The sequence below is a fragment of the Streptomyces sp. NPDC033270 genome, assembly GCF_055576575.1.
Window position 1 is genome coordinate 146,387 of the sequence record NZ_JBVIRA010000014.1, and the last position, 25,610, is coordinate 171,996.

24 protein-coding genes are annotated in these 25,610 nt (G+C 72.8%); 6 read left to right on the plus strand and 18 right to left on the minus strand.

All coding sequences use genetic code 11. The features are described from left to right. Positions 1-129: 129 nt before the first annotated feature. The 3 genes from ACZ5XZ_RS20885 to ACZ5XZ_RS20895 form a co-directional block, all read right to left on the minus strand. Positions 130-1,194, minus strand: a complete 1,065-nt coding sequence (locus ACZ5XZ_RS20885) for a S1 family peptidase (RefSeq protein WP_468980080.1) — start codon at positions 1,192-1,194, stop codon at positions 130-132. A gap of 396 nt (positions 1,195-1,590) precedes the next feature. Further along, entirely contained in the window at positions 1,591-2,553 is a 963-nt protein-coding gene (locus ACZ5XZ_RS20890; RefSeq protein ID WP_468980082.1) for a slipin family protein, read from the minus strand. A gap of 233 nt (positions 2,554-2,786) precedes the next feature. Continuing rightward, positions 2,787-3,695, minus strand: coding sequence for a S1 family peptidase (locus tag ACZ5XZ_RS20895; protein ID WP_468980084.1), 909 nt, complete (start codon positions 3,693-3,695; stop codon positions 2,787-2,789). A 618-nt stretch (positions 3,696-4,313) separates the two neighbouring features. Here ACZ5XZ_RS20895 and ACZ5XZ_RS20900 point away from each other — a divergent pair. Next, positions 4,314-4,766 carry a cell division protein SepF gene (locus ACZ5XZ_RS20900; RefSeq protein WP_384435803.1) on the plus strand — a complete coding sequence of 151 codons (453 nt, stop codon included), beginning with the start codon at positions 4,314-4,316 and terminating at the stop codon, positions 4,764-4,766. 13 nt (positions 4,767-4,779) lie between these two features. Here the strand turns inward: ACZ5XZ_RS20900 and ACZ5XZ_RS20905 are convergent, their stop codons facing one another. Beyond that, the gene (locus ACZ5XZ_RS20905; protein WP_468980087.1) at positions 4,780-5,985 is read right to left on the minus strand and encodes an acyl-CoA dehydrogenase family protein; all 1,206 of its coding nucleotides are present in this window, start codon (positions 5,983-5,985) and stop codon (positions 4,780-4,782) included. 116 nt (positions 5,986-6,101) lie between these two features. After that, positions 6,102-7,745, minus strand: a complete 1,644-nt coding sequence (locus ACZ5XZ_RS20910; protein ID WP_468980089.1) for an MFS transporter — start codon at positions 7,743-7,745, stop codon at positions 6,102-6,104. Between the two features lie 210 nt (positions 7,746-7,955). Between ACZ5XZ_RS20910 and ACZ5XZ_RS20915 the strand changes: the two genes are divergently transcribed. Next, positions 7,956-9,149, plus strand: coding sequence for a hypothetical protein (locus tag ACZ5XZ_RS20915; protein WP_468980091.1), 1,194 nt, complete (start codon positions 7,956-7,958; stop codon positions 9,147-9,149). A gap of 286 nt (positions 9,150-9,435) precedes the next feature. Then, positions 9,436-10,473, plus strand: coding sequence for a phosphatase PAP2 family protein (locus tag ACZ5XZ_RS20920; RefSeq protein WP_468980094.1), 1,038 nt, complete (start codon positions 9,436-9,438; stop codon positions 10,471-10,473). Between the two features lie 118 nt (positions 10,474-10,591). Here ACZ5XZ_RS20920 and ACZ5XZ_RS20925 read toward each other — a convergent pair whose 3' ends face one another. The 4 genes from ACZ5XZ_RS20925 to ACZ5XZ_RS20940 all read right to left on the minus strand — a co-directional run bounded on the left by ACZ5XZ_RS20925 (position 10,592) and on the right by ACZ5XZ_RS20940 (position 14,417). Beyond that, complete coding sequence (locus ACZ5XZ_RS20925; RefSeq protein ID WP_468980096.1) at positions 10,592-10,798, minus strand: proteinase inhibitor I78; 207 nt, start codon at positions 10,796-10,798, stop codon at positions 10,592-10,594. Between the two features lie 523 nt (positions 10,799-11,321). Next, positions 11,322-12,314 carry a hypothetical protein gene (locus ACZ5XZ_RS20930; protein ID WP_468980098.1) on the minus strand — a complete coding sequence of 331 codons (993 nt, stop codon included), beginning with the start codon at positions 12,312-12,314 and terminating at the stop codon, positions 11,322-11,324. Further along, positions 12,311-13,564, minus strand: a complete 1,254-nt coding sequence (locus ACZ5XZ_RS20935; protein WP_468980101.1) for a glycosyltransferase family 4 protein — start codon at positions 13,562-13,564, stop codon at positions 12,311-12,313. The genes ACZ5XZ_RS20930 and ACZ5XZ_RS20935 overlap by 4 nt, the downstream gene beginning before the upstream one ends. A gap of 157 nt (positions 13,565-13,721) precedes the next feature. Beyond that, positions 13,722-14,417: a transglycosylase family protein gene (locus ACZ5XZ_RS20940; protein ID WP_468980104.1), complete on the minus strand. Its 696-nt coding sequence runs from the start codon at positions 14,415-14,417 to the stop codon at positions 13,722-13,724. A gap of 284 nt (positions 14,418-14,701) precedes the next feature. Between ACZ5XZ_RS20940 and ACZ5XZ_RS20945 the strand changes: the two genes are divergently transcribed. Both ACZ5XZ_RS20945 and ACZ5XZ_RS20950 read left to right on the plus strand, forming a co-directional pair. After that, positions 14,702-15,511, plus strand: a complete 810-nt coding sequence (locus tag ACZ5XZ_RS20945; protein WP_468980105.1) for a hypothetical protein — start codon at positions 14,702-14,704, stop codon at positions 15,509-15,511. 118 nt (positions 15,512-15,629) lie between these two features. Further along, positions 15,630-15,971, plus strand: coding sequence for a hypothetical protein (locus ACZ5XZ_RS20950; protein ID WP_384439668.1), 342 nt, complete (start codon positions 15,630-15,632; stop codon positions 15,969-15,971). Positions 15,972-16,049: 78 nt separating this feature from the next. Here ACZ5XZ_RS20950 and der read toward each other — a convergent pair whose 3' ends face one another. The 5 genes from der to aroH form a co-directional block, all read right to left on the minus strand. After that, the gene (gene der, locus ACZ5XZ_RS20955) at positions 16,050-17,510 is read right to left on the minus strand and encodes a ribosome biogenesis GTPase Der (RefSeq protein WP_468980108.1); all 1,461 of its coding nucleotides are present in this window, start codon (positions 17,508-17,510) and stop codon (positions 16,050-16,052) included. A gap of 95 nt (positions 17,511-17,605) precedes the next feature. Next, the gene (locus ACZ5XZ_RS20960) at positions 17,606-18,193 is read right to left on the minus strand and encodes a lysophospholipid acyltransferase family protein (protein WP_468980181.1); all 588 of its coding nucleotides are present in this window, start codon (positions 18,191-18,193) and stop codon (positions 17,606-17,608) included. Between the two features lie 107 nt (positions 18,194-18,300). After that, complete coding sequence (gene cmk / locus ACZ5XZ_RS20965) at positions 18,301-19,032, minus strand: (d)CMP kinase (protein WP_468980110.1); 732 nt, start codon at positions 19,030-19,032, stop codon at positions 18,301-18,303. An 86-nt stretch (positions 19,033-19,118) separates the two neighbouring features. Next, positions 19,119-20,204, minus strand: coding sequence for a prephenate dehydrogenase (locus ACZ5XZ_RS20970; protein ID WP_468980113.1), 1,086 nt, complete (start codon positions 20,202-20,204; stop codon positions 19,119-19,121). Then, positions 20,201-20,563, minus strand: a complete 363-nt coding sequence (gene aroH / locus ACZ5XZ_RS20975) for a chorismate mutase (RefSeq protein ID WP_468980114.1) — start codon at positions 20,561-20,563, stop codon at positions 20,201-20,203. The genes ACZ5XZ_RS20970 and aroH overlap by 4 nt, the downstream gene beginning before the upstream one ends. Positions 20,564-20,797: 234 nt before the next feature. Between aroH and ACZ5XZ_RS20980 the strand changes: the two genes are divergently transcribed. Next, positions 20,798-21,529, plus strand: coding sequence for a nucleotidyltransferase domain-containing protein (locus ACZ5XZ_RS20980; RefSeq protein WP_468980116.1), 732 nt, complete (start codon positions 20,798-20,800; stop codon positions 21,527-21,529). Positions 21,530-21,542: 13 nt separating this feature from the next. Here the strand turns inward: ACZ5XZ_RS20980 and ACZ5XZ_RS20985 are convergent, their stop codons facing one another. From ACZ5XZ_RS20985 to ACZ5XZ_RS21000, 4 genes are read right to left on the minus strand one after another with little or no spacing between them, the layout of a single operon-like run. Then, on the minus strand, positions 21,543-22,523 hold the full coding sequence (locus ACZ5XZ_RS20985) for an ADP-ribosylglycohydrolase family protein (protein WP_468980184.1): 981 nt from the start codon (positions 22,521-22,523) through the stop codon (positions 21,543-21,545). 53 nt (positions 22,524-22,576) lie between these two features. Next, on the minus strand, positions 22,577-23,716 hold the full coding sequence (locus tag ACZ5XZ_RS20990) for a pseudouridine synthase (RefSeq protein WP_468980118.1): 1,140 nt from the start codon (positions 23,714-23,716) through the stop codon (positions 22,577-22,579). After that, complete coding sequence (scpB, locus tag ACZ5XZ_RS20995) at positions 23,716-24,417, minus strand: SMC-Scp complex subunit ScpB (protein WP_468980120.1); 702 nt, start codon at positions 24,415-24,417, stop codon at positions 23,716-23,718. Before scpB ends, ACZ5XZ_RS20990 begins: the two co-directional genes overlap by 1 nt. Then, on the minus strand, positions 24,414-25,541 hold the full coding sequence (locus tag ACZ5XZ_RS21000; RefSeq protein WP_468980121.1) for a segregation and condensation protein A: 1,128 nt from the start codon (positions 25,539-25,541) through the stop codon (positions 24,414-24,416). The genes scpB and ACZ5XZ_RS21000 overlap by 4 nt, the downstream gene beginning before the upstream one ends. Positions 25,542-25,610: the final 69 nt, after the last annotated feature.

The following is a 25,610-nucleotide window of genomic DNA, read 5'->3' on the forward strand; positions in this document are numbered from 1 at the left end:
TGGTTTCGCGGGGGGGAGCGCAAATTTCGGGTGTGGAGGACGGCGACGCCGGGGGGGCATCCCTCCCCAAGAGCAAGGGGTGTTTTCGGTGGCCCGCTGCCATGCCGTGGGCACGGCGCGCCGTACCTGTCAGCCGATCTGCGCGCCGTAGGCCTCCAGGGCCTCCGGCACCGGCTGGAAGAAGGTCTCGCCGCCACCGGAGCAGTCGCCGCTGCCGCCGGAGGTCAGGCCGAGCGCGGACTCGCCGTCGAAGAGCGCGCCGCCGCTGTCGCCGGGCTCGGCGCAGACGTCGGTCTGGATCAGGCCCTCGACGGTGCCCTCCTGGTAGTTGACGGTGGCGTTCAGCGCCTTGACGGTGCCGTCGTGCACCTGGGTGGTGCTGCCGCTGCGCTGCACCTTCTCGCCGACGGTGGCCTCCGCGGCCTTGGTGATCTTCTGCGTGCTGCCGTTGTAGAGGTCGACCTCGCTCGGGTGCGGGGTGTCACCCGTGTACTTGGCGAGGGAGTAGTCGTCACCGGGGAAGCTGGACTTCTCGGTGGTCGCGATCTCCGAGCCGCCCTGCTTGTCCGACCAGCTCTGGACGGCGTTGCCGCAGTGGCCGGCCGTCAGGAAGTAGGGCTGACCGTCCTTGACGACGTTGAAGCCGAGCGAGCAGCGGGCGCCGCTGCCCCAGATCGCGTCGCCGCCGCCGATGAAGGGGGTGAACTCGCCCTTGCTGCGGCGGAGTTCGACCTTGTCGCCGAGGGACTTGGCGACCTGGGCGAGGCGGCCCAGCTCGGCTCCCTTGACCGTGCGGTCGGCGGTCACCACGACCTTGTTGCTCCGCGGATCGATGCCCCAGGAGGTCCCGGGGATGGTCGCCTTGGACTTCAGTGTCTGCCGGGCCGAGTCGAGCTGCGCCAGCGTGTGCTTGACGAGTCTGGCCTCTGCGCCCTTGGCCCGTACGGTCTCGGCCGCCGCCTGGCTGACGACGTTGACCACCAGCTTCTCGGCCTTGGCGTCGTAGAACGCCCCGGCCGTGCCGGTCTTGAGCTGGGACGCCAGGGTGGTCGCCGCGGCGGAGCTCAGCTTGGCCACCGTGGGGGCGGGGGCCGCGTTGGCGTTGGCCAGGGTGACGGTGGCGGTGGCGGCGAGCGCGAGCGCTCCCGCGGCCGCCATTACGGCGCGCCGGTTGGGTATGCGTCGATGCTTCAACTCAGAGCCTCCCGTGGGGGGATGGGCCCGGACTGTGGGGAGTGGCACGGGCCCGGAGAGTGAGGTTCGGGACACGGATGGATCCGCCCCGCGGAGTAGCGCCTCGGGGGAGTCGCGTCCATGCCAACGTGCGGAGCCGAGTATTCCCATCCGTCTCACTCGTGCACAAGACCGAGTTCCGGTCTCACGTCCGGGAGTTCACGTTTTCATCACATCGCCACCACACCGATATGCGCGTACCGCGCTCCTGAGTGCGGACATCAGCGGGCATGCGGGGATCGCGGCGGTGCGCGAAGTGTGAGGACCGCGTCTGGCCGGAAAACAGCCCCCTCCGACGAGGAGAGGGGGCCCAGGTCGTGTCCGACGGGAGCCGTGCCTACAGGCGTGCGCTACCGCTCACGGCAGCTCCTCCGCCTCCGGGAGCTCCTCCAGCCGCACCGACAGCACACCGTCGGCCTCGGCGTCGAGGCCGCCCGCGGCGGGCGGGCGCGGCTCCTCGGTGGCCGGGCGCGGCTCCTTCGGGGCGGCCCCGGCGGCCGGCTGCCGCGCGCTCTGTCGTCCGGCCGCCGCCTCGGCCTGCGCGGTCTGCGCCTGGGCCTGCAGCCCGGAGCGCTCCAGGAACCGCAGCAGCTCCACGGGGAAGGGCAGGACCAGGGTGGAGTTCTTCTCGGCGGCGACCGCCACCACGGTCTGCAGCAGCCGCAGTTGCAGCGCGGCGGGCTGGTCGGACATCGCCGCGGCGGCCTCGGCCAGCTTCCTGGACGCCTGCAGCTCGGCATCGGCGTTGATCACCCGGGCGCGCCGGTCCCGGGTCGCCTCCGCCTGGCGGGCCATCGAGCGCTTCATCGTCTCCGGCAGCGAGACGTCCTTGATCTCCACCCGGTCGACGGTGACCCCCCAGCCGATGGCCGGGCTGTCCATCATCAGCTCCAGCCCCTGGTTGAGCTTCTCGCGGTTGGACAGCAGATCGTCCAGTTCGCTCTTGCCGATGATCGACCGCAGCGAGGTCTGGGCCATCTGGGAGACCGCGAAGCGGTAGTCCTCGACCCGGACGACCGCGTCGGCGGCGTCCACGACCTTGAAGTAGACCACCGCGTCGACCCGGACCGTGACGTTGTCGCGGGTGATGCCCTCCTGGGCGGGCACCGGCATCGTGACGATCTGCATGTTGACCTTACGCATCCGGTCGATGCCCGGAATGATCATGGTGAAGCCCGGTTCCCGCACCGCGGACGCCAGCCGGCCCAGCCGGAGCACCACCCCGCGTTCGTACTGCTTGACCACGCGCGCCGCGGCAACGAAGTACACCGCGCCGGCGCACGCCAGACCCACCCCCGCCGTCACCAGTTCTTCGACCATCACGGCTCCCTGATGTGTGCCGTATGCCGTCCGATTCGGGCTTGCTTCCCATGGTATGCCCGGCCCGGAGGGGGGTCGAGGCGCGCGGCGGACGCGGTCGGGCCCCCGTCCGCATTGGGGTCTCCCCTGCTCGACCGGAGTCGAGAGCTCGGGGAAGGACGGGGGCCCCGCATCACCGGACCCAGGCCTGGGGATCGCGGCGGTGCGCAGGAACGGATATCAGCCGGTCGGCGTCAGTAGACGCTCACGCCGTACGCGCTGAGCGCCTCGGTGACGGGCTGGAAGAAGGTGGTGCCGCCGGACGTGCAGTCGCCGCTGCCGCCGGAGGTGAGGCCGAGCGCCGTGCTCCCGGAGTAGAGGGGGCCGCCGCTGTCGCCGGGTTCGGCGCAGACGGTGGTCTGGATGAGTCCGGAGACGATGTCGCCGCCGCCGTAGTTGACGGTGGCGTTCAGCGCGGTGACCCTGCCGCTGTGGATGCCGGTGGTCGAGCCGCGGCGGGTGACCGTCTGGCCGACGCTCGGGGTGCCGGCGCTGGTGATGTCCTGGCTGCCGACCGTCCCGGGGTGGGCCACGGAGGTGTTGGTGTACTTCACGATGCCGTAGTCGTTGCCCGGGAAGCTGGATCCCGCGGTCGGGCCGATGCTCGTGGTGTGCGAGGAGTTGGTGTACCACGGCGGATTGCCGTCGGTGCAGTGACCGGCCGTCAGCAGGTAGTAGGTGCTGCCGCTGCGGACGTTGAAGCCCAGCGAGCAGCGCCAGCTGGGGGCGTAGATGGCGTCGCCACCGGAGACGAACTTGCGGAAGGTGCCCGCGATCCGGTCGATGCGGACCGCCGCGGCGTTGCCGCCCGCGGCCCGCTCGATTGTGGCGATCTCGGCCTGGGAGACGGTGCGGTCGGCGGTGACGACCAGGGTGTGGGTCGCGCTGTCGACCCGCCAGGCGGTGCCGGCGACGTCCGCGGCGCGTACCGCGTTGCCGGCGGCCGTGAGCTGGGCGGCGCTGAACGTCTTGGCGGGGGCGGGGTTCTGGGCGTTGGCGGTCGGGATGGCGATGGCTCCGACGGCCACCAGTCCGGACGCCACGGCGATCAGCCGGGTGCGTCTCGCTACGCCGCTGCGGGGGGTGGTGCGCTCGTTCCTCACTGATTCCTCCGAGGGGGATCGGGGGGCCGCGGGTGAGCGGCCCGGTGAGGCGCAGCCGAAGGGCACGCGGGAATCCGCACGTTCGTTTCAGCGTGCCCCTGACAAGCGCTGAGCGGAGTTTCGGGCGCCCCGACCCCGCCGCGCAAGAGGGACGTCGGGAATGTTTCGCCCCGGCACCCGGCCGGCCGCCGTGCCACCGCCCCCCAACACTCCGCCCCGGCAGCCTCGTTGACGGCTGCCGGGGCGGCGCTGACCCCCTCGGTCGGCGATGGGACGCATCAGCGGACGATTCGGTTCCGCCCCCCTGGAGAAGTGGGCACCGGCGCCTCGGCGATCGCGACGTCGCAGATCAGCCCGCCGGAGATCAAGTGAGCCGCGCGCCCCTCGCGCACCGGCCAATTGCCGTCATCACTCGATATCACTCGATCGGGTACCGACCGTGATGTTCTTCATACTGTCAGTTCCCGTACAGGGCGCGGAAGCTGATGGCGCGCCACCCTCTTTGCACCAGATGTGTCACGAACCCCCCGTGCGGCGGCTATCCACTTGGCACACCCTCCGCCTCATGGACGACGATAGGGGCGGACACGCAGACACCGCGGGTGAGAGGAGGCGTCAATGGGATCGGTGCGCAAGGCGAGTGCCTGGCTTGGCCTCGTCGACGACAGTGATGACGAGCGCTACTACGACGACGACTACGCCGAGGGACCCCATGCCGGTGACTCGGGCGGCAGCAGCCCGTGGGTGACCGACCCCCGGGTCCGAGTGGCCGACGCGACCGCCCAGGACCAGGGGACCCGCATCGCCACGGTCACCCCGGAGAGCTTCCGGGACGCCCGCGGCATCGGCGAGCTCTTCCGGGACGGCGTCCCGGTGATCGTCAACCTGACGTCCATGGAGCCCGCCGACGCCAAGCGCGTGGTGGACTTCGCGGCCGGCCTGACCTTCGGCCTGCGCGGATCGATCGAGCGGGTGGCCACCCGGGTCTTCCTGCTCACCCCCGCCGACTACAAGGTGCTCAGCGGAGAGACCCACGACCACCGCAACGGCGGATTCTTCAACCAGAGTTAGCGGGCGGGGCCGCTCACCGGAAGGCGTCCAGGCCGGTGAGCGCCTTGCCCAGCACCAGCTGGTGCATCTCGACGGTGCCCTCGTAGGTGAGCACCGATTCGAGGTTGGTCGCGTGCCGCATGACGGGGTACTCCAGCGAGATGCCGTTGGCGCCGAGGATCGTGCGCGCCGTGCGGCAGATCTCGATCGCCTCCCGTACGTTGTTCAGCTTGCCGAAGCTGATCTGCTCGGGGCGCAGCCGCCCCGCGTCCATCCGCAGCCCCAGATGGTGGGCCAGCAGGATCCCCTTGTGCAGTTCGACGGCCATGTCGGCGAGCTTGGCCTGGGTGAGCTGGAAGCCCCCGATCGGCTTGCCGAACTGCTCGCGGACCTTCGCGTAGTCCAGCGCCGCCTCGAAACTGGCGCGTGCGGCGCCCATGGAGCCCCACACGATGCCGTAGCGGGCGTGGCTGAGGCAGCCGAGCGGGCCGCGCAGTCCGGTGACCTCGGGGAGCACCGCATCGGCCGGCAGCCGTACGTCCTCCAGGACGAGTTCGCTGGTCACCGAGGCGCGCAGGGACCACTTGTGCTTGATCTCCGGGGTGGAGAAGCCCGGGGTGCCGGCCGGGACCACGAAGCCCCGGATGCCCTCGTCGGTCCCGGCCCAGACGACCGCGACACCGGCCACCGAGCCGTTGGTGATCCACATCTTGCGCCCGTTGAGCACCCAGTCCGTGCCCGCGCGCTTGGCGTACGTGCGCATCCCCGCGGGGTCGGAGCCGTGGTCCGGTTCGGTCAGGCCGAAGCAGCCGATCACCTCGCCGGACGCCATCCGGGGCAGCCACTGCTGCTTCTGCTCCTCGGAGCCGAAGCGCCAGATGGCGTACATGGCGAGCGAGCCCTGGACGGAGACCAGCGAGCGGATGCCGGAGTCGGCGGCCTCCAGCTCCAGGCAGGCCAGCCCGTACTGGACGGCGGAGGCGCCGGCGCAGCCGTAGCCCTTCAGGGACATGCCCAGCGCGCCGATCGAGCCGAGCTCGCGGGCCAGTTCGCGGATACCAGGCAGCTCGCCCGCCTCGTACCACTGGGCGATATGCGGCAGGACGCGGTCGGCGGCCCACCGGCGGACGGTGTCGCGGACCGCACGGTCCTCGTCGGTGAGCAGATCGTCGATGCCCAGGGGGTCGCCGGGGTCGAACGGCGGGACCGTCGAGGACTGTGCGGACGGCTGTGCGGACATGGCGGGCCTCCGGCGGGTTCAGCGCTCGCGCGAAAAACTAGCAGTGGTAGTTATAGCGCGTCCGACGGTACGGCCCGGGGTGCCGCGCGGCAAGGGTCACCGCCGCGCGGTGCGGCTCAGCCGCCGGACCTCGCCGGGGCGGGCTCGCCGGCGCCCGACACCGCGCCCTCGCCCTGGGTGGTCTCGCCCTCGGTCTCCGCCCGCTCCGTGGACTCCGCGGCACGGCGCGGCAGCCGCAGCGCGATCGCGGCGCCGACCAGCAGCAGCAGCGCGCTGGCGACGAGGGTGACGTGCAGCCCGCGCACGAAGGAGTCACGCGCGGCCTCGCGCAGCGCGTCCCGGGCGGCTCCGCTCAGGCCCGCGGCCACCTTGTAGGCCTCGCCCAGGGAGTGCGCGGCCGAGGCGGAGGCCTTGCCGGGGACGCCGTCGACATCTGTCAGGCCCGGGGCGTAGGCGGCGTTCATCACGCTGCCGAGCAGGGCGACGCCGATGCCGGCGCCGAGCTGGTAGGAGGTCTCGCCGATGGCGGCGGCGCCGCCGGACTGCTCCGCGGGGGCCTCGCTGAGCATCGATTCGTACGCCCCGAACAGCGTGGACTGGAAACCGAAGCCGAGCAGGACGAAACCGCAGGCCAGCAGCCAGGGGCGGTCCTGGCTGCTCATCGCGGTCAGACACAGCACCGCGACGGCGGTCAGCACGAAGCCGAGCGAGACCATCGCACGCGGGCCGAGGGCCTGCAGCATCTTCGAGCCGGTGAGGCCGGCGGCCATCGCCGCGAAGACCAGCGGCAGCATCCGCAGCCCGGTCTCCAGAGGGCTGAGGCCGAGCACCAGCTGGAGGTACTGGACGGCGATCAGCTGCAGGCCCACCAGCGCGAGCATGGCCAGCACGATGCAGCCGACGGAGGTGCCGAACGCGGGCCGGGCGAACAGCCGCATGTCGATCAGCGGGTGCGCGCGCCGGCGCTGGCGCCGTACGAAGAGGATCAGCAGCAGGGTGCCGAGGACGATGGGCAGCAGCGTGGTCGGGCCCACCACGGCCATACCGCTGCCGATCCGCTTGACGCCGAGGACGATGCCCAGCACGCCGAGCGCCGCGACGACCGCGCCGATCACGTCCCAGGGGCCGTTGCGCTCACCGCGTGACTCCGGCAGCAGCCACCGGCCTATCAGCAGCATCGCGGCCATCATCGGGATGTTGATGAGGAAGACCGAGCCCCACCAGAAGTTCTCGACGAGGAAGCCGCCCAGGACCGGGCCGACCGCGGCGCCGACCGCGGCCACCGCGCTCCAGACGCCGATGGCGACCGCGCGCTCGCGCCGGTCGGGGAAGACCTGCCGCAGGATCGACAGCGTCGCGGGCATGATCATCGCGCCGCCGATGCCGAGCAGGGCGCGGGCCACCATGAGGATCTGGGGGTTGGGCGCGAGTGCCGCGGCGGCGGAGGCCAGGCCGAAGAGGCCGTAGCCGAGCAGGAGGATGCGGCGGCGGCCGACGCGATCACCGAGGGTGCCGAAGAGGATCAGCAGCGAGGCCGCGATCAGCGGATAGACATCCACGATCCAGAGCAGCTCGACCGGTCCCGGCCGCAGGTCCTCGGTGACGGAGGGCACGGCGACGTAGAGGATCGTGGTGTCCAGTGCGACGAAGAGCAGGCTGACACACAGCACGATCAGCACGGTCCAGCGGTTCACACCGCCGCCTGAAAGCCGGGGAACACCAGCCGTCCGTCCACTGCCGGACGCGGTCGTCCCGGACATAGCACCTCCAGTCATGCTCTCGCGGCCACGGATCAGGGCGCGAAAAACGCCCCGGTGGAACCGGCGGCACGGGCGAGTTGAGACGTCAGACTACGCGAGTCGCCGAAGGTGCCGCGTGGCTCACCTCACGATGAGACGCTCATCGCAGCGCCGTCCGTTCCCCCACCCGCGGTCGGTGGACGTTCTTCGGCCACCTGGATAATCGTCCGGATGAACGACCTTGCCTCGGTCGGGGTTCCCGGCCGGATACTGCGCGAGGGCCCCGCCGTACGGGCCGCGCTGCGCCGTGCCGCGCCCGCGCTGGCCGCGTACGCGGCGATCCGGCTGCTCGGCCTGGCCGTGCTCGCCCTCTGGCCGGCCGCCGACGGCAAGAACTGGCACACCCTGCTGACCGCCCGCTGGGACTCCCTCTGGTACACCCGCGTCGCCGAGCAGGGCTACGGCTACGCCGTCCAGCTGCCCAGCGGCGACGTCCACTCCAACCTGGCGTTCTTCCCGCTGCTGCCGTGGCTGGAGCGGGGCCTGTCGGCGCTCTCGCCGCTGTCGCCGGCCGACGCCGGGATGGCGGTGGCCTGGCTGGCGTCGCTGGGCGCGGCCTGGGCGCTGTACGCGACCGGTGAGCGGCTGCACGGGCCGCGGGCCGGGATCGCGCTGGCGGCACTGTGGGCCGCGCTGCCGGTCGGCGTCGTGCAGTCGATGGCGTACTCCGAGTCGCTGTTCACCGCGCTCGCCGCCTGGAGCCTGTACTGCGTACTGACCGGGCGCTGGGTGAGCGCGGGGGTGCTGGCGTCACTGGCCGGGCTGACCCGGCCGGTGGGTGCGGCGGTGGTGGCGGCCGTGTGGATCACCGCGGTGGTCACCCTGCGGCAGGAGCGGGCCGGCGGCATGCGGCTGCGGGCGGCGCTGCGCCGGCACCGGGGAATGCTGACGGGCGTGCTGCTGGCGCCGCTCGGCTGGTGCGGCTTCTTCCTGTGGGTGGGCGTGCGGCAGGGCTCGCCCACCGGCTATCTGGACGTCCAGGGCGGCTGGGGCAACGGCTTCGACGGCGGTGTCGCGTTCGGCGCCTTCGTGGCGGACCTGCTGTCGGGCCCCGCCTTCGCGGCCGGCCTCGCACTGCTCGCCGGCGTCGGCCTGGTGGTCTGGCTGTATGTGCGCGGCGTACGACGGGGCCAGCCGCCGCCGCTGGCGGTCTACGGCGGGCTGGTACTGCTGCTCGCGCTCACCGCCAAGGGCTACTTCGGCTCCAAGCCGCGGCTGATGATGCCGGCCTACCCGCTGCTGCTGCCGCTGGCGGCGGGGCTCGCCAACTGGCGCCCGGCGCCGCGCCGGCTGCTCATCGGGCTGGTGGCCGCGGGATCGGCGGTCTACGGGGCGTTCTGGCTGAACGGATCGGGACCCCCTTGATCATCTTCCGGTCACGCCGACCGGAAGATCCCGCTCCGTGGCCCGCGTCCCGGGGGAAACATCACACGGCGCCCGGGCAAATGACGGATAAACTCCGCGGGAGAAAAGCAGATAAAGCGCTGAGCACGCCGACACGAGAGTGTCCGGAAGGGATTGGGAATCGCTATGAATTCCCATCCAAATCCCTGAGGCGAAGCCTCGTTTGAGACGCATTCCACATCACATCGTCATTACAAACCGCACAGTTTGACCAAGCACCTACATCACACGCGGTAACGTCGATTGAGTGCGTACCGATGAGAAGCTCGACCAGATGGAGGAGCGCCCGACCGATCGCGCCCGGCCACCGCAGATGACCCGGACCCGCCAATGGCTGTTCGGCGGCACGCTGGCGGTGTACGCGGCGATCGTGGTCGGAGTGCTGACCACTTCATGGCTGGTCGCCTTCGACTGGCAAGTCATGTTCTTCCGGCCGTACAAGCAGTGGCCGGAGCTCCATGCCTTCCTCGACTACTTCGTGGTGCTGGGCCAGCGCGGCCCGACCGCGGTGGCGGTGGCGGCCTGGCTCGGCTGGCGCTGCTGGCGCCAGCGCAACCTCCACCCCCTGCTGGTGCTCGGCGCCTCGCTGCTGCTGCTCAACATCACCGTGGGCGCCGCCAAGCTCGGCATGAGCCGGCTCGGCCCGCACTACGCGACGACCGTCGGCGCCAACGAGATGTGGCTGGGCGGCGACATATTCCCCTCGGGCCACACCGCGAACGCCGTGGTCACCTGGGGCGTGCTCGCCTATCTGGCGACCACCCCGCTGCGCCGCCGCACGCTGTCGGTGATCGCCGCGCTGGGCGCGCTGGGCGTCGGCATGACGACCGTCTACCTCGGTACGCACTGGGTCAGCGATGTGCTGCTGGGCTGGGCCGCGGGGCTGCTGGTGCTGCTGGCGATGCCCTGGCTGGAGCCCGGCATCACCTGGGTGGAGGACCGCCTCATGGGCATCCTGCTGCGGCTGTGGCTGCGGTTGCGCCCCGATTCGCTGCGCGGCCCGCTGCCGGCCGGTTCGCTGGCCCCGGGGGTCTCCCGCCAGCGCATCGCCTCCGACGGCGAGGTGCTCGTACGCGAGACGATCGGCGCCGGCACCGGCGGCCGCTCCGCCGGCCACGCCCCGGAGAGCTGGCCGCACCACCCCTCGCGCCCGTACACCATCCGTTCGGAGCGCACCCCGGTCACGCCGGCGGGCGGCAGCCGGCGGCCGCCGCACGCGGACCGCGTCCCACGCACCACGCCGCTGAGCCCGACGTCCGGGCGCGGCCGCAACTCCGGCGGCTGACCGGCCCCCACCGACCGCGGGGCCGGTACGCACACCCCCGCCCCGCAAGCCAAGGCCCCGGGCGCTCCCCCCTGGAGGGGGCGGGGGATTGGTTGTTCGCGCGGGGGGATTCGCCCCGTCAGTTTCGGTTCACCGCCCCCCCCCCCACCCCACAATTGGGACGGCCGGCGAGGTACTCCATGGTGATGATCGCGCCCGGCGGCAACGAGCGGACGGTGGTCCAGCCGCGTGCCCTGGCCCGCTCCTCGGCGTCCTGCCGGTCGAGGCCGACATACGCCCCGATGTCGTCCTGCGGGTTGTTCGGAAGGTTCGGTAGATCAGACATGTCAGCCACCGTAGGCGCCCGTTCCGGCCCGCGGAAGGCCCGTCGGTCGCACACCTCGGTGTCTTTCCGGTCCGTCGATGGTCACACTTGTGTCACAGCACAGGTTCGGGCGTTTGCCGGAACTTCCGTCACCCGTACGCGCCGTGCGATGGGGCAACCGGGTGGAATATAAAACCGGCCTAATTCCACCTTGATCAAATACGGAACGAGCACCTGCGCACCGGGCGACGCGACGCACGCCGGTTCGGAAATCAACCCGCCGGCAACGACGGATTCCCTTTACCCGACGCCGTTTATCGACCGTCCGGAAATTGGCCAACGAGACACACTCCGCACACATTTCCCGCACATCGCCCAGAGCGCGGCCCGCCGCCCCTCCCCCGGCGTCCGCCCGTCGGCCCACCCCTCCGGCCACCGGCCCTCGGGCTCCGGATCCGCGCCGCCCCGCGGCCGAGCACGCGGACCGACGTCGGGCGCCGCCGCCGGTGGCCGCCGTGCGCGGGCCACCGCAGCGGACGCCCCGTCAGCTCCCGTCCGGTCCGGTGACCCGTACGGCCAGGTCGTTGTCGAGGGTGTAGTACGGGCCGACCCTGACCTGGCCGGCCGCGCACCGCACCGGCAGCGCCGGGTAGCTGAAGACCTGCTTCTTGTCCGCGACATCGTCCAGCAGGCGGGCGATCCGGACCGGCCGGGCGCCGTCGGCGGGGCGCAGCCACAGGTCCCAGGGTTCGCTGCCCCGCTCCCAGTGGGCGGCCAGTTCCTCGTAGGGCAGCGTGAAGCCGAACTCCGGGCCGTCGACGGTCAGCGGGACGGTGACGGCGGCCGGGACGTCGCCCGGCCGCCCGGGTATGCGCCGGGCGCGGGCCTCGGCCCGGGCGCCGGCGGCCGGGACGGCACCGTAGAGCCGACCGGAGACCGTCATGCCGTCGGGCCCCACGTGGATGTCGCCGGCCTCGGCGTGCGGCCCGCGCAGCCAGCTGCGCAGCGCGAGATTGCCGAACTTGGTCGCGTAGGGGATCCGTACGCCGAGCCGGCCGATGCCCGCCAGTGGACGGCGGTCCACCAGCGAGCGCAGATCGTTGACGCCGGGCAGCAGGCGCCGGGGGTCCTGGCCGTCGCCCAGGTCCGCGTAGGCGTTCCAGCGGCCCTCGGCGAGCGCGACGGTGCTGGGCAGCACGGCGCGCAGCCGGCCGGCGCCGTTCGGGCCGAGCGGCAGGCGCACCTCGTCGTCCGCGCCGTCGCCGCCGCGCAGCCGCAGCACCAGCGCCGCGCTCCAGGCGGCCGGGGTGCCCTCGGGGGCGGTCAGATCGAAGGTGAGGCCGCCCGCGGAGTCGGCGATGCAGTCCGCCCGCAGTTCGCCGGGCGCACTCGCCCCGCCGGCCCGCCCCCGCGGCGCGGCGGAACGCCGCTCACCGCCTTCGCCGCCCGCGCCCGCCGCGGCCGTGGGTTCCTGATCGATGGCGGCCGACTCCTTCGTCTCGTCTCCGGTCGCGGTCAACTGGCTCGACCCGGTCATGCCGTCCGCACCCCTCCCAGCACGGTGCGGGCCGCGTCCTTGGTGGCATAGGCGCCGCTGAGCAGCGCGCCCCGGGCGCGATGCAGCCCGCCACGCAGCCGGTTGGCCCGTCGGCGCGCCAGCAGCTCGTCGAAGAGGGCCTCATAGCGGCCGGCGACCCGGTCGGGGTCGAAGCGGGCGGACGCGGCCAGCGCGGCGCGGCCCATCCGCTTGCGGGCGTCGTCGTCGTTGATCAGCGAGAGCAGCGAGCCGGCCATCGCCTGCGGGTCGCCGACCGGCACCAGCCTGCCGTCCACCCCGTCGGCGATGATCTCGCCGGGCCCGTGCGGGCAGTCCGTGGCCACGACCGGCAGACCGCACCGCATCGCCTCGACGATCGTCATCCCGAAGGACTCCAGGCTGGAGGAGACCGCGGCGATCGAGCCCTTGGCCCACTCGGGCTCCAAGGGGTTGGCCGGGCCCATCAGGAAGACGTGGTTGTACAGGCCGAGTTCGTCTATCAGAGCCCGCAGCGCGGCCTTCTCGGCCCCGCCGCCGTAGATCCGCAGCCGCCAGTCGGGGCGCTCCGCGGCGACCTGCGCGAAGGCCCGGATGAGGACGTCATAGCGCTTGACCCGGGCGAGCCGGCCGGCCGCGACCACCCACTTGCCGCTGCCGTCGCAGGGCGCGAGGGCGGGCGCGGGCACGCTGTTGGGCACCGCCTCGATGCGCACTCCGGGCAGCCGCAGCCCGCTGCGGTAGGCCCGGGCGTCGGCCTCGGTGACGGTGGTGACCGCGTCCAGGCGCGGATAGGCGCCGCGCAGCGCCAGTTTGAGCGCCCGGCTGTGGGTGTCCAGGGTCAGATGCTCCTGGCCGATGCGGACCGGCCCCCGGCGCGTCTGCCGGGCGATGTGCACATTGAGTCCGGGCCGGGTCCCGACCACCACGTCCGCCTCGGTGCGCCGCAGATGCTGGGCGATCCGGCGGTCGGTGAGCTCGCTGTACTGGGCGAAGCGGCCCTCGGCGGCGGGGAAGACCCTGGCGGGACGGGCGTGCGCGGGGTCGGCGCCGTCCGGGCCGGACTCCCGGATGTCCACGAGGTGCCGCAGCGCGACGCGGGGGCCGAGGTCGAAGACCGGGGCGTCGCGGTGGCGCAGCACGGAGACGATCTCGACGTCGTGCCGCTCGGCGAGCGTGCGGGCCAGATTGAACGTCGTGCGGATCGTCCCCCCTATCCCGTATGCGTTGTGAATCAGGAATGAGATGTGCATCCGTCCCCGCGTCCCCTGGTCTTCCGGTCGTTCCCGCGCTGCCCGCGGACGACGTCGCGCTCCCCTCCCGATGGCACGACGCGTCCTGTTCACTGCAGGGGAAGACCGCGAAACGGGGTTCCAGGTTGGGGGCTTTCGCCAAGATGTTCCGAAAGAGTTAGGGCATCGGTAGCGAAAGCAGGGAACCTTCGGGCCACAGTTCCCATCCCTCCTCCGAGGCCGCATGCTGGTGCTGCCCCTTGTGGCCGGGGCCGGCCGGCCCGGGAAGCACCAGCCTGGTGCCGACCCGCAGCCGGTTGGGGTTGCCGCCCACGATCGCCCTGTTGGCCTTGTAGAGCGACCGCCAGCCGCCCTTGACGTGGTGGGTGCGGGCGATCTCGCCGAGCGTGTCCCCGCGCCGTACGACATAGGTACGGGCCTTGGGGAGCAGGCCGTAGCGCCTGGCGCACACGGGCCAGGCGCCCCAGCCCTGGGCGGCCTGCACCTTCTTGGCGATGTGGATCTGCTCGTCGCGGGTGGCGAGGTCGGCCCGCCGCGCGTAGCGGAGCCCGCCGAACGCCTCCCAGGTGGGCTGCCAGAACTGCAGGCCGCCGTAGTAGCCGTTGCCGGTGTTGGTGCGCCAGTCGCCGCTGCTCTCGCACTGGGCGAGGCAGCCCCAGGGCCACTGGTCGTCGGCGCAGGCGTGCCGCTTCTTCCCGCCGCCACCGTCGCCACCGCCGCCACCGCCACCGCCGTCCGGCCCCGCGCCCGCGGCGGCGCCACCGGGGAGGCACAGGACCACGGCCGCGGCCACCGCGGTGAGCAGCCCCGTGGATCCCACGCGGCGCCGTGGCGCCGAAGAGTTGTCCGACATAGCCGGTGACGGTAAGCAGCCGTCCGCCGCCGACCGCCGCGCCGCGCCCTCCACGCCCCGGTCCCACCCGCTCCGGTGTACAAAACGCCGCCAACTGCGCCACCTTCTACGCGAAAGCTGGCGGTAAGTGACCGGTTCCTGGGCGCCTTTCCTTGGTTTTCCGCTGTGCGGGGATTGGTTCGATTCTGTTCCCGTCGTCGCGTGACTCCTGCCGCAGGTCACCCGTTGTCCTTGTACGAGCCGGGAGACCGCCCGGCAGACGCACAGAGATCGAGGAGCCACCCGTGCCGCGCATGCTCGACGTCAGCGACGACGTTCGCGCCGAGATCGGCGACGAAGAAGCCGACCGCCTGCTGGCCGGTGGCGACGCCCCCGGCAGCTACGACTGCACCTCCTGCCGCACCCCGGGCGACAGCGAGCAGGAGCGCACCAGCACCGTCCTGTTCGTGGGCGAGGAGACCGCGGTGCTCGCGTTCGCCCACGCCACCTGCATCCCCTCGCAGGTCGTCCCGGTGTCGGAGGAGCAGCTCCAGGGGGCCGTGCGCTCCATCACCGGCGAGGACCCCGCCGCCCGTGCTCCCGGACCGGACGCCGCGCCGACCGGCCCGGCCCCCGCCAACGAGCGCCAGGCGACCCTCGGGATCACCTGCGGTCTGGTGCTGATCGAGAACGATTTGCGCCCCGCCCTGGTGGTGGAGCCGGACGGCCCGATCGCCCGCCCGGGCTCCGCCGGTCTGAGCGACGACTTCCTTCCGCTCCTGATGGAGCAGGGCTTCCAGCCGGTGAAGGACATGAACCGGCTCCCCGCCCTCAACCCGGGCTGGTCCGCGCTGCTGGCCATGGGCAAGCTGCACGCCGTCCTGCAGCCCGGCAGCGCCGGCAGCCAGGCCGCCTGGTGGCAGGCCCACCAGCCGCTGGCGGTCTCCGACGGCTGGCGCGCCGCCGCCAACAAGGCCCGGACGGTCCTGATGTACGCCGCACCGGCGGGCACCATCGGCCATCAGCCCCGTGAGGACCTGATGCGGCAGGCGCTGGAGGAGGCCGCCGCGCGGGACGCCCTGGTCGCCGCGGCGATGCCGCTGGCCGGCACCTGACCTTCCCGTGCCACCCGATCGCGGGGGCGGGACCGCCGATTCGGCCGGTCCGCCCTCGCGATCAGCCATTTCCACAGGAAAGCCGCATCCCGCGGCCATCGGGGTCGTTGGCACATACGTGCACGCATACGACCCCTCCTCCCGCGCCCCGTACTCCCACCAGATCCCCGGCATGCGCCCGTCGCACGACCACGGGCCGACGCACACGACTGACCGCGGCTCGGCCACCCCGATCTATGACGCGCTGTACGCCGAATACCGCCGCTCCTTCCGGGCCCTGCCCGGGGACCGTTCGGACGAGCCGGAGACCTCGGAGACGCTGCGCGGCACGGGAAACTGGGGCCGTACGACGGCCTCCACGGGCCACTGGGAGGTCGTGGGCCGCCAGCCGTACCACCCGCGCGGCCACGTCCCGGCGCTGCCGCCCGGCCAGCGCGACGGCCGCCAGCACGGCCGCTGAGCCCCTCCCGGGCCGGCGTCCCGCCAGGCGGCCGCTCCGGCGCCCGGGGCGTCCCGGTGGGCCGGGACGCCCCGCTCGCTACTTCTTCTTGGTGCGCTTCTCGCGCACCCGCACCGAGATGTGGATCGGCGTCCCGTCGAAACCGAACTCCTCGCGCAGGCGGCGCTCGATGAAGCGACGGTAGCCGGCCTCCAGGAAGCCGGAGGCGAACAGCACGAAGCGCGGGGGCTTGGTGCCGGCCTGGGTGCCGAAGAGGATGCGGGGCTGCTTGCCGCCGCGGATCGGGTGCGGGTGGGAGGCCACGATCTCGCCGAGGAAGGCGTTCAGCCGCCCGGTGGGGATGCGGGTCTCCCATCCGGCCAGCGCGGTCTCGATCGCCGGGACCAGCTTCTCCATGTGGCGGCCGGTGCGCGCGGAGACGTTCACCCGCATCGCCCACGGGACCTGGACGAGGTCCCGCTCGATCTCGCGCTCCAGGTAGAAGCGGCGCTCCTCGTCGAGGGTGTCCCACTTGTTGTAGGCGATGACCAGGGCGCGTCCGGCCTCCACGGCCATCGTGATGATCCGCTGGTCCTGGACGCTGATGGACTCCCCCGCGTCGATCAGGACGACCGCGACCTCGGCCTTCTCCACGGCCGCCGCGGTGCGCAGCGAGGCGTAGTAGTCGGCGCCCTCCTGGAGGTGCACCCGGCGGCGGATACCGGCGGTGTCCACGAACTTCCAGGTCTTGCCGCCCAGTTCGATCATCTCGTCGACCGGGTCGCGGGTGGTGCCGGCCTGCTCGTTGACCACCACCCGCTCCTCACCGGCGACCTTGTTCAGCAGCGAGGACTTGCCGACGTTCGGACGGCCGATGAGCGCGATCCGGCGGGGGCCGCCGACGGTCTGGCCGAAGGTCTGCGCGGGCGCCTCGGGCAGCGCCTCCAGCGCGGCGTCGAGCATGTCGCCGGTGCCCCGGCCGTGCAGCGCCGAGATCGGGTGCGGCTCGCCGAGGCCCAGCGACCACAGCATGGCGGCGTCGGCCTCGCCGGACTGGCCGTCGACCTTGTTGGCGACCAAGACCACCGGCTTGCCGGCGCGGCGCAGCAGCTTGACGACGGCCTCGTCGGTGTCGGTGGCACCGACCTTGGCGTCGACGACGAAGACGACCGCGTCCGCGGCCTCGATGGCGAACTCGGCCTGCATCGCGACCGAGGCGTCGATGCCGAGCACGTCCTGCTCCCAGCCGCCGGTGTCGACGACCTTGAAGCGGCGGCCGTTCCAGTCGGCCTCGTAGGTGACGCGGTCGCGGGTGACGCCCGGCTTGTCCTCGACGACCGCCTCGCGGCGGCCGATGATGCGGTTCACCAGTGTCGACTTGCCGACGTTGGGGCGGCCGATGACGGCGAGGACGGGCAGCGGGCCGTGGCCGGCCGCGGCGATGTCGCCCTCGACCTCCTCGAGGTCGAAGCCCTCCTGCGCGGCGAGCTCCATGAACTCCGCGTACTCGGCGTCGCCAAGCGCACCGTGCTCGTCGCCGGTGGGGATCTGGTCGTTCATGAAGTCCGTTCCTCACGCATTCAATGTGCGGCTGCCGCCGCGTGGTCTTCGCGAGTGGTGGGCCGCTCGTCCGCGGTCCACCACTCAAGTGTGGGTCAGCGCCCGGTCAGGCGCCGTGCCTCGGCCAGGTGGGCGGTGAGCCGCTCCTGGATGCGCACCGTCGCCTCGTCGAGCGCCTTGCGGGTGCGCCGCCCCGTGCCGTCGCCCGCCTCGAAGGCGTCGCCGAAGACGACGTCGATACGGGCCCGCAGCGGCGGCACCGCCGACATCAACCGGCTGTGGCGTTCCTTGCCGCCGAGCACCGCCACCGGCACGACCGGCGCCCCGGAGCGCACCGCGAAGTACGCCAGGCCCGCCCGCAAGGAGGCGAAGTCGCCCTCGCCGCGGGTGCCTTCCGGGAAGATCCCCAGCACCCCGCCGCGCTCCAGCACCCCGAGCGCGTCGGTGATCGCCTTGCGGTCGGCGGTGCTGCGGTCCACCTTCAGCTGCCCGATGCCCCGCAGGAACGGGTCCAGCGGGCCGACGAAGGCTTCCTTCTTGATCAGGAAGTGCACCGGCCGGGGCGCGGTGCCCATCAGCATCGGGCCGTCGATGCCGTGCGAGTGGTTGACGGCGAGGATCACCGGGCCGGACGACGGCACCCGCCAGGCGCCCAGCACCCGCGGTCGCCACAGGCCGTACATCAGGCCGATGCCGATCCGCCGGCCGACCACGGCACCCGCGGCGCTCGGGATGCCGGACGGCTGCCCGGCCCCGGCGCCGGCTGCGCTCGGCGCCCCGCCCCGGTCGGTCACCGCGCGAGTCCCGCCTTTTCGGCGCTGACGCCCTCAATGAGGGTGACCACGCACTCGATGACCTGCTCCAGCGTCAGCTCGGTGGTGTCCACCTCGACCGCGTCGTCCGCCTTGGCCAGCGGGGAGGTCTTGCGGGAGGAGTCGGCGGCGTCCCGCTTGATCAGCGCCTCGCGGGTGGCGGCCAGGTCGGTGGCCTCCTTGCCCTTGAGCTCACCGCTGCGGCGGGCCGCCCGGGCCTCGGGGGAGGCGGTCAGGAAGATCTTGAGGTCGGCGTCCGGCAGAACCGTGATGCCGATGTCCCGGCCCTCGACGACGATGCCGCGCGGCGCCGCGGCGGCGATGGAGCGCTGCAGGTCGGTGATCAGGGCCCGCACCTCGGGGACCGCGCTGACGGCGCTGACCGCGGCGGTGACCTCCTGGGTGCGGATCGGGCCCGCGGCGTCCAGACCGTCGACCGTGATGGTCGGGGCGGCCGGGTCGGTGCCGGAGACGATCACGGGCTTGGCGGCGGCGTCGGCCACCGCGGTCGCGTCCTGGACGTCGATGCCGTTGCTCAGCATCCACCAGGTGATCGCGCGGTACTGGGCACCGGTGTCGAGGTAGCCGAATCCCAGCTTGGCGGCGACGGCCTTGGACGTGCTGGACTTGCCCGTGCCTGCGGGGCCGTCGATGGCGACAATCACTGCAGCCGGGGCGGTCCGAGCGGCGGTTTCCACGGTGACGAACACCTTTCTTGTTACACGGGGCGGGGGTCCAAGGCCATGAGGGCCTCGCACAAGGTTACTGGCTCACCCGCACGGCGCCGTCCACGGTCTCATTGCCGGATGGACCAGCCCCGCTCCCGCAGCTCCGCGGTCAGCCCCGGCACCGCCTGCGGCTCGACCATGAGCTGGATGAAGCCCGCCTGCTGACCGGTGGCGTGCTCGATGCGGACGTCCTCGATGTTGACCCCGGCGCGGCCGGCGTCGGCGAAGATCCGGGCCAGCTCGCCGGGCTGGTCGCCGATGTGGACCGCGACGACCTCGTACACGGCCGGGGCGGCGCCGTGCTTGCCGGGGACCCGCTCGCGCCCGGCGTTGCCGCGTCGCAGCACGTCCTCGATACCGCCGGCACCGCTGCCGCGCTTGTCCTCGTCGGCGGACTCCAGGGCGCGCAGGGACCGTACGGTCGCGTCCAGATCGGCGGCGATCTCGGCGAGCACGTCGGCGACCGGGCCGGGGTTGGCGGACAGGATGTCGATCCACATCGCCGGATCGGAGGCCGCGATCCTCGTCACATCCCGGATGCCCTGGCCGCACAGCCGGACGGCGGTCTCGTCGGCGCCCTTGAGGCGGGCGGCGACGAGGCTGGAGAGCAGCTGCGGGGTGTGCGAGACCAGGGCCACGGCGCGGTCGTGAGCGTCCGCGTCCATCACCACGGGGACGGCCCGGCACAGCGCGACCAGCTCCAGGCCGAGGTTGAGCACCTCGGTGTCGCCGTCGCGGGTCGGGGTGAGCACCCAGGGGCGGCCCTCGAAGAGGTCGGCGGTGGCGGCCAGCGGACCGGAGCGCTCCTTTCCGGCCATGGGGTGCGTGCCGAGGTAGCCGGTCAGATCGCAGCCCATCGCCTCCAGCTCGCGGCGCGGGCCGCCCTTGACGCTGGCGACGTCGATGTACGCGCGGGCCACGCCGCGCCGTATGGCGTCGGCCAGCGCCGCCGCGACATGGGCCGGCGGCACGGCCACGATGGCCAGGTCGACCGGCCCCGCGGGCGCCTCGGCGACACCCGCGCCGAGCGCGGCGGCCGTCAGGGCCTGGGCCTGGTCGTGGTCCTCCAGGAAGACCTGCACGCCCCGTGCGTGGAGCGCGAGGGCGGCCGACGTGCCGATCAGGCCCGTTCCGATGACGAGTGCGGTCCTCACTGCGCGATGTCCTTTCGCAGCGCCGCGGCCGCGCCGAGGTAGACATGGGCGATCCCGGCCTTGGACAGGTCGGTCTCGACATGGGCGAGCACCCGCACCACGCGCTCCATGGCGCCGGTGACGGCCAGCTCCTGGGCGCAGATCAGCGGGACGTCCGTGATGCCCAGGGCGCGTGCGGCGGCCGCCGGGAAGTCGCTGTGCAGATCCGGGGTGGCGGTGAACCACACGCTGATCAGGTCGTCCACGAGCAGCCCGTTGCGCTCCAGAACGGCGGTGAGCAGCTCGCCGACCTGCTCCTGCATATGCTCGGCGTCGTCCCGCTCCAGCTGGACGGCCCCGCGGACCGCTCGTACCGCCACGTCACTGCTCCCCTTGCGTCGTGTGCCGCGTTCACGCACCTGTGCACGCACTGATCAGCGTAACCAGCCGCACTGACATTCCGTACACGACGGGTGACCGTACAGCGGGCCGGGAGGGCGGCGCGCGAGTGCGGCGACCGGCCGCGCACCGGCGGTGATCGGCCGGGTGCCGGCCCCGCGCCCGGCGCGCAAACCTGGTGACACATCGCCCCTTCCCCGGTCACAATCGCCGCCATGTCCGCAGCCACCGGCCAATCGGGCCACTCCCTGGTCGCCGAGCACACCATCTACGCGTGCGTGATGGGCTCGCGCGCCTTCGGGCTGGCCACCGCGAGCAGCGACACCGACCGGCGCGGGGTGTACCTCGCCCCGACCAGGCTCTTCTGGGGCTTCGAGAAGCCGCCGACCCATGTGGAGGGGCCCCGCGAGGAGGAGTTCTCCTGGGAGCTGGAACGCTTCTGCCAGCTGGCGCTGCGCGCCAACCCCACCGTCCTGGAGTGCCTGCACTCCCCCCTCGTCGAGCGCCTCGACGGCACCGGACGGGAGCTGCTCGCGCTGCGCGGGGCGTTCCTGTCCCGCCAGGTCCACCGCACCTTCGCCGGCTACGCCACCGGGCAGCTCAAACAGCTGCGGGCCGATCTGCAACGGCACGGCGCGCCCCGCTGGAAGCCCGCCATGCACCTGCTGCGTCTGCTGGCCTGCTCGCGGGATCTGCTCCGTACGGGCGCGCTGACGCTGGACGTCGGCGACGAACGGGAGGAGCTGCTGGCGGTCCGGCGCGGCGAGGTGGCCTGGGACGTGGTCGAGCGGCGGATGGCGCGGCTGTCCGAGGAGGCCGAGGCGGCGGTGTCCGGCTCACCGCTGCCGGCCGAGCCGGACCGGGCCCGGGTCGCCGATTTCCTGTTCCGGGCCCGGCGGACCTCGGCCCTTGGCCAAGGAGCTTCCTCGGCGTCCGGGGCCGCCTGACGGGCCCGGGGTCTCAGGCGTCCCAGGCCGCCCCGAGTGCCAGCAGCTCATCGCGGTACTCGATCCGGGCGGCCCACTCCTCAGGCCAGGCACCGGCACCGAGGTGGGCACCGGCGAAGGCCCCGGTGAGGCAGGCGATCGAGTCGGAGTCGCCGGAGGTACAGGCGGCCCGGCGCAGCGCGGTGAGCGGCTCGTCGGGGAAGAGCAGGAAGCACAGCAGTCCGGTGGCCAGCGCCTCCTCCGCGATCCAGCCGGCGCCGGTGGCCAGGCACGGATCGGCCTCGGTGTCCGGTGCGGCGAGCGCCGCCTCCAGCCGGTCCAGGACGCCCAGGCACTCGTCCCAGCCGCGGGCGGTGAACGCGGTCGGCGACGCGTCCTGGCCGCCCCGCCACAGATCGCCGAGCCAGTCCTCCCGGTAGACGGTGCGCCGCCCGTGGGCGTACGCGCGCAGCAGGCCGGGCAGCTCGGCGGGCCGGGCGCCGTCCGCGAGGGCGCGCACCGCGCGGGCGGTCAGATCGCTCGCGGCGAGCGCGGTGGGGTGCCCGTGGGTCAGCGCCGACTGCAGCTGGGCGGCGCCGGAGCGCTGCTCGGGAGTCAGTCCCGGCGCGAGGGCGACCGGCGCGACCCGCATGTTGGCCCCGCAGCCCTTCGACCCCATCTGACTGGCCTCGGCCCATGGCCGGTCCGGGTCGCTGAGCAGCTCGCAGGCGCGCAGGCAGGTGCCGCCCGGCGCCCGGTTGTTGTCGGGCGAGCGCCACCAGGCGACGTACTCCTCGCGCACCGGGCGTACGAGGCGCTCCGCGGCCGGCTCGCCGCCCGCCATGGCCGTACGCAGCCCGCGCCCCAGTGCCAGCGTCATCTGGGTGTCGTCGGTGACGAATGCGGGGTCGGGCAGCGCCATCCGCCGCCACGGGCCGCACTTGGCCAAGATGGCCGACACGTCGTGGAACTCGGTGGGAAAGCCGAGCGCGTCACCGAGCGCCAGCCCGATCAGCGCGCCGGGAGTCGCCCGCGGGGCCCAGTGGCGGACCCCGGCGGCGACAGCCGCTACAGCTCCACCTCGCGCATCAGCATGCCGACCTCGGTGTTGGTCATCCGGCGCAGCCAGCCCGACTTCTGGTCGCCCAGCGCGATCGGGCCGAAGGCCGTCCGCACCAGCTTGTCGACGGGGAAGCCGGCCTCGGCGAGCATCCGGCGCACGATGTGCTTGCGCCCCTCGTGGAGGCTCACCTCGACGAGGTAGTTCTTGCCGGTGTTCTCCACGACGCGGAAGTGGTCGGCGCGGGCGTAGCCGTCCTCCAGCTGGATGCCGTCCTTGAGCTGCTTGCCCAGGTCGCGCGGGAGCGGGCCCTGGATGGCGGCCAGGTAGGTCTTCTTGACGCCGTAGCGCGGGTGCGTCAGGCGGTGCGCCAGCTCACCGTGGTTGGTGAGCAGGATGATGCCCTCGGTCTCGGTGTCCAGCCGGCCGACGTGGAACAGCCGCGTCTCGCGGTTGGTGACGTAGTCGCCCAGGCACTGGCGGCCGTCCGGGTCCTCCATCGTGGAGACGACACCGGCCGGCTTGTTCAGTGCGAAGAAGAGGTACGACTGGGTGGCGACCGTCAGGCCGTCGACCTTGATCTCGTCCTTCTCCGGGTCGACCCGGACGCCCTGCTCCGTGACGATGCGGCCGTTGACCTCGACCCGCGCCTGGTCGATCAGCTCCTCGCAGGCCCGCCGCGAGCCCATACCGGCCCTGGCCAGCACCTTCTGCAGCCGCTCGCCCTCCTGGTCCCCGAACGTCTTGGGGGTCTTGACCTGCGGCTTGTTGTGCCGGGCGCGGTTGCGCTCCTCGACCTGGGCGTCGTACTCGCGCGGCCGCGCGGGCCCCTGGCCGCGGCCGCGCTGGGGACCGCCGCCCTTGCCGCCCGGACGGGCTCCCTTGGAGGCGGCGCCCGTACGGGGGCCGCCCTTGGCGCCGCCGCGGGCCGCCGCGCCCCGGCTGCCGCCGCCCCGGCGCTCGTCCTTCCGCTCCGAGGAGCCGCCGGTCCCGCCGGCGCCACCGGTGCCACCGGTGCCGCCCACGTCGTAGCGGCGCTCCTCAGGGCGGGGGCGGCCGGAGCGCTGCTGCTTCTCGTCCTTCTTGTTGCCCGCGCCGCGGTAGTTGCCGCGCCCGCTGTCCCTGTTGTTCCTGCCGCTGCTTCGCATCAATGATCCGTCTGAGAGTCGCCGCTGTCGTCTACGTCGAACGACGGGATACCTTCCGCGGAGTCACCCTCGACCGCGTCCGCCTCCGGGAGGAACGGTGCGAGCTCAGGGAGCTCGTCCAGGCCACGCAGGCCCATCCGCTCCAGAAAGTAATTCGTCGTCCTGTACAGGATCGCACCTGTTTCAGGTTCCGTCCCCGCCTCCTCCACCAGGCCGCGCTGGAGGAGCGTGCGCATCACACCGTCACAGTTGACTCCGCGAACGGCCGAGACACGGGAACGGCTGACCGGCTGACGGTACGCGACCACGGCCAGAGTCTCCAATGCGGCCTGCGTGAGCCGGGCCTGCTGGCCGTCCAGGACGAAGCTCTCCACCGCGTCCGCGTACTCGGCACGGGAGTAGAAGCGCCAGCCGCCGGCCACCAGGCGGAGGTCGAAACCGCGGCCCTCGCGGGCGTAGTCGTCGGACAGCTCGCGCAGCGCGACCGCGACCGCGCGCCGGGTCCGCTGCAGCACCCTGGCCAGGTGCTCCTCGGTCGCCGGCTCGTCGACGACCATCAAGACGGCCTCCAGCGCGGGCTTCAGCGCCAGCTCGGCGACGCCCAGCGCCCCCGTCGGCGCCGCGGAGTCGGCCTCGCGGCCGCCGCCGTCCGCACCGGCCTCGGTGATGTCGTACGCCTCGCCACCGGCCGTGCCGCTCATGCCCGCTCCTCTTCCGCTCGCCCGTCCCGCTCCGCCTCCACGGCGCGCTGCGACGGTTCCTGGTCGAACTCGTCCGTGACCACCGGCTCGGCCCCCTGCGCGCCCGTCCAGCGCACCGTCAGCGCCCCCAGGGCCTCCTCCTGGTCCAGGATCACCACCCGCTCCCGGTAGAGCTCCAGCAGGGCCAGGAAGCGCGCCACGACGGTCAGGGTGTCCGGCGCGTCCGCGACCAGTTCCTGGAAGGTGGTCTCGCCCGCCTCCCGCAGCCGCGCCATCACCACCGCGGCCTGCTCCCGCACGCTCACCAACGGGGCGTGGATGTGCTCGACGTAGACCTGCGGCTTGGCCTTGGGCTGCATCGCCTTGACCGCGAGCCTGGCGAAGCCCTCGGCCCCGATGCTGATGACGACCTCGGGCAGCAGCTCGGCGTGGTGCGGCTCCAGTCCGACCGTACGGGGGTGGCGGCGCGCCTCGTCCGCCAGCCGGCCGCTGAAGATGTCCGCGATGCGCTTGTAGGCGCGGTACTGCAGCAGCCGGGCGAAGAGCAGGTCACGGGCCTCCAGGAGCGCGAGGTCCGCCTCGTCCTCCACCTCGGCCGCGGGCAGCAGCCGGGCGGCCTTGAGATCCAGCAGCGTCGCCGCGACGACGAGGAACTCGGTGGTCTGATCCAGGTCCCAGTCCGGCCCCATGGCCCGGATGTGCGCCATGAACTCATCGGTCACCTTGGACAGCGCGACCTCGGTGACATCCAGCTTGTGCCGGGAGATCAGCTGCAGCAGGAGGTCGAAGGGGCCCTCGAAGTTGTCGAGGCGCAGGGTGAAGGTCGTGTCGCCGCCCTCAGGGGGAGCCTTCTCGGAGGCGGCCGCCTCCTGGGGCTCACCGGCGGCCTCGGCCTCGTCCACCGGCTCCGGCGCGGCCGCCGGCTCCGCAGCCGTCGCCTCGGACTCGTCCGCCGCCTCAGGCGCAGCCGCCGGCTCCGGTGCCTCCGGTGCCACAGGCGCCTCGTCCGAAACCGGCGTCTCGTGGACGACAGGTGTTTCGTCCGCCACCGGCCCCGCACCCGGCCCGCGCCCGAGAGGTCTGCGGGCGCGGGGCGCGGGGGTGTCGTCGTTGGTCGTCGGCATCGCGGTCCATGGTGCTGCGGTCCCGTGCCGGGGGCGACGGGCTGGTCACGCGCGGGATGACCCGCGAAG